Genomic DNA, 4,440 nt, shown 5'->3' with positions numbered 1-4,440 from the left:
TTGATCGTTTTAGTAGATGTAACAATCGTTGTACAGTTGTTTACATCTGTTACTGCATACGATACCGTTGTTGTTCCAGCAGTTGAACCTGTTAGCACACCCGATCCATTAACAGTTGCATTCGCATTATTCAGTGACCATACACCACCACCTGTTGCATTGGCTAATGTTATATTCGATCCAACACATACTGCATTTAATCCCGTAATCGCTGCTACCGTTGGTAACGCATTGATAGTAACTGTAGTGGTAGTTAAATTAGAACAACCATCACTATTTGTAACTGAATATGTAACTACTGATGTTCCCGCAGCCGACCCCGTCAATAATCCAGTAAGTGAGCCTATTGTCGCATTTGCATTATTGATTGTCCATATACCTCCAGTCAAAGAATTTGATAAATTCAAGGTCGATCCCAAACAGACCGGACTTACTCCTGTTATCATTCCCAACACAGGTAAGGCATTAATGATTACGCTTGTTGTTGTTAAACTCGAACATCCTTGAACATTCGTAACAGAGTAGGTAACTACAGATGAACCCGCTGCTGAACCGGTAACCATACCTGTCAATGCTCCTATCGTAGCATTTGCATTATTGATTGTCCAAGTTCCTCCTCCTAAAGAATTAGATAAACTCAAGGTCGACCCCACACAGACTGGGCTTACTCCTGTTATCGTTCCCAGTATTGGAACTGGATTGATTTTAAATTGTGCTGTGCCTGGATCACTTTCACAACCTGTAAGTGCGTTTCGTACAGTTAGCGTTCCAGAGTATGTAGTAATCTGAGCTGTTGCAGTAGGCACAGCAATTGTAAGTGGAGACCCAGAGATAAAGTTATTTGTCGTATAACCAACATTGGTAAAACCATGGCTAGTAGCAAGGGAACTCCAATCTAATTTATATTCTGTTGGAATATTAGAATAAGTAAGGGTTACATTAAAAAAGGAAGTACCATAACAGATTGTTGGCTCTAAAGGATCGATACTTGCAAATACTGGCTTAGGATTAACAACTACTGTTAATGAAGAAGTTTGCGCATTAATACAAGCTGTTGTACTACTTTCCTGAACAGATACTAACTGATAAATAAAATTACCCGAGGAGCTTACAGGAACCGTTAAATCCGCTGATGCAGCCGTTGAAGTGATAGTTTGATTTGGCCCCCCATTAATGGTATAAATAAAAGTATATGGCGCTGTTCCTCCTGAGCCTGTTATGGTTACAACCGGAGATATTCCACTTAAACATGCTGTTAAGGTATTAGCATTAATAGTTGCAGTTGGAAGCGCTGTTACAGTAATCGTTGCACTGCTACTTACATTGGTATTCGTACAACCCTCAGATAAAGAATTAGCGTCCACAACAGAGGTTAAACTATAAGTAAAAACACCGGCCGTAGATGTAGGAACCGTAATGGATAGTGTACCCGTCATAGTTCCCGCACCTGTAGTTGTAGTAGCAGTAACCGGAGCAGCCCCATTTATTGAATAAGTGACGGAATAAGGCGCAGTTCCTCCAGTGGCTGTAACAGTTAATGAAGGGCTTGCTGCATTTTGACATAACGTTAATGAGCCAGTGATTGAAACAGTTGGCATCATAACTACTTTAAGAACATTGCTATAAAAGATATCTCCCGGTATATCAGTACGAAATACTTTCCTCCTATAATACCAAGTACCAGACAAGCTACTTGCATCCGTACAATTTCGAGTAGGACAAAGTGTTGTAACTGGTCCAATCAAAAAAGTGGGATCTTGGCTTCTTTGCCATTCATATACTTCGAAACCGCCACCATCACCAACAAATACAGTTCCTGTAAAAGCATGTGGTAGATTCCAAACTTGACATCCATTCGAAGTTGATATTATACCCCCACCTGTTATTTGTGTGAAAGAAACAGTGGGAATAAAAACTAACAGAAATAAAAAAAAAGAAAGTCGTTTAGAAAACAGATTCACCCCCCGCACTCCACGCACGAACACACAGACATTGGACCTTATCAATCTCAAGCAGTTCATCTGGGGGGATATTGAACTTTGTAATAAAGATATAGGAATTTGATATTCAACAGCTTATCCGTTTGAAAGTTCACACGGTAGTAACAATAGTATATACGTAAAAAATTGGTTTTTGGTATGCCGGTATTGAAATAAAAAACCCCGGCGATACTGCCGGGGTCGTTTCTCAGGGTTTGGTTTCAGGCGAACCAAATATCTTTTGGGTCATTAAGCATTCTAATTTACTGATTCTTAGCTTCTAACAAAAAAAATTACCCTGTTTTTTCCCTTCCCACCCTGGCACCCCCATTCCTTACCCTACCCGAAAGGTTCACCTGCCTTCCTTCTTGCTGAATGGTTATTGTAGTGTTGGTTTTCATAGGTTGTCGCGTAGTTATCGCGTTGTTGTCCCGTAGTTGTCGCATGATTGACGCATATCTTTTAAGAAATGCGATATGGATACGTTAATTACTGCTAACCTTTTATGAATAGCTGCTATGATTATCTGACAAGTTCCTGTTACAGCATCAACACCCGCCCGTTAGCAACCATCCTGTACCGGAAAAACAAAAGCAATTCCATAGAAATCTGCTGTTGATGCAGCTAAAGACCTTGTTTTTAACCACTCATCCATTTTGGATTATTGCATTTGTAAAAGAAAAGAATAATTTTGCCCTGCCTCCGGATCAGATATTCAAAATCATCCGAAGGATATTCATACACGAATACCTGTTTTATGAACATCTAAGCAGGGTACCAGCACCGAATCACTGCTACCCATTCTCGCTCAACACCCTTAAACCGTTCGCCTCCGGTGGACTATTTCTCCATTTATTTAATGCATTCCTGTAATGACGAATACCACTATTAATCATACGCCCAAGAAGGGCTTTTTCAGCTATTTCCGCGAAGCACTTAACAGCGAACACCAAGATTTTACCCAGGGTAGTATCCGTAAAGCCGTATTCATGCTGGCCATACCCATGATCCTTGAAATGTGCATGGAGTCTGTGTTTGCGGTGGTCGATATTTTCTTTGTGAGTAAACTCGGTGCCGGTGCCGCCGCTACTGTTGGACTTACCGAATCTTTTCTCACCCTTATTTATTCTGTGGCCATCGGTTTGAGTATGGCAGCCACTGCGATGGTGGCCCGAAGAATTGGTGAAAAAAATCCCGAAGGTGCCGCTAAAGCCGGTGCACAAGCATTGTTATTGTCGTTCGGCATCTCCGTTCTGATCAGCATTATCGGTGTCTTTTATGCAGCAGATATTTTAGCAATCATGGGTGCAGATGAAGCTGTGGTTGCCATGGGTACCAATTATACCCGCATCATGCTCATCGGTAATTTGGTGATCATGTTGCTCTTCCTTATCAATGGTATCTTCCGTGGTGCGGGTGATGCTGCCATGGCCATGAAAAGCTTATGGCTCGCCAATATCTGCAACATCATATTATGTCCGATATTGATTGATCAGTTTGGACTAACCGGCGCCGCCATTGCTACCACCACCGGTAGAGGTATTGGTGTATTGTATCAGCTCTATCATTTATTCAATGGAAAAAATATTGTACGCATCGTACGCAAACATTTTATTCCGAATAAAGAGATCCTCACTTCCATCGCCAATATTGCCTCCACCGGAACCCTTCAGTTCATCATCGGCTCTGCCAGCTGGATCGCGATGGCCAGAATTGTTTCCGGTTTTGGTAGCGATGCTGTTGCAGGTTATACCATCGCCATCCGTTTACTCATTTTCTTTATCATGCCCGCGTGGGGATTGAGTAATGCAGCTGCAACACTTGTTGGACAAAACCTCGGCGCTCAACAACCCGATCGTGCTGAACAATCGGTTTGGAAAACGGCTCGCTACAATGCCATCTTCATGGCATTTGTATCTGTACTGTTTGTGGTAGGTGCTGAATTTTTTGTAGGACTCATATCACATGATCCCGCCGTTACCAAAACAGCAGTCACTGCTTTGCGTATCGTGAGCTTGGGTTATATTTTCTATGGTGTGGGTATGGTCATGATCAACGCCTTTAACGGTGCCGGCGACAGCAGAACACCTACCTGGATCAATTTATTTTGGTTCTGGGTTTTCCAAATACCTTTTGCCCTATTACTTTCCAAAGTACTGAACATGGGCACCACCGGCGTATTCATCGCCATCGTAACAACAGAAACCTGTATCACCATTACAAGTGTTATTCTGTTTAAACGTGGGAAGTGGAAGTTGGTGAAAGTTTAAGAAAACAGAGGAACAGGGAAATAAGAAACAGAGAAATAAGAAACAAGAAATCAGAAAGTAGTGAGCGAATAAATTTTACTTTCATGTTTCTTATTCCTCTGTTTCTTATTTCTTATCATTATTGTCCGACTAAATTTATTGTAAATTCTTTGTAAACTGCAGCGGGTCGTCAATTTGAAAGATTTTAATAA

General features: G+C 41.5%; 2 protein-coding genes. One reads left to right on the top strand and one right to left on the bottom strand.

Translation table 11 applies throughout. From position 1 onward, the window contains the following. Nucleotides 1-1,979: hypothetical protein (locus tag ACTIEV_RS15395; protein ID WP_439516803.1), on the bottom strand; the 1,979-nt coding region annotated here is incomplete at its 3' end. A gap of 872 nt (nucleotides 1,980-2,851) precedes the next feature. Here ACTIEV_RS15395 and ACTIEV_RS15390 point away from each other — a divergent pair. Next, nucleotides 2,852-4,249 carry an MATE family efflux transporter gene (locus tag ACTIEV_RS15390; protein WP_439516802.1) on the top strand — a complete coding sequence of 466 codons (1,398 nt, stop codon included), beginning with the start codon at nucleotides 2,852-2,854 and terminating at the stop codon, nucleotides 4,247-4,249. Nucleotides 4,250-4,440: the final 191 nt, after the last annotated feature.

This window comes from Sediminibacterium sp., assembly GCF_051861365.1.
Lineage (GTDB): Bacteria > Bacteroidota > Bacteroidia > Chitinophagales > Chitinophagaceae > Sediminibacterium.
This window is presented reverse-complemented; position numbering and strand designations above follow the sequence as displayed.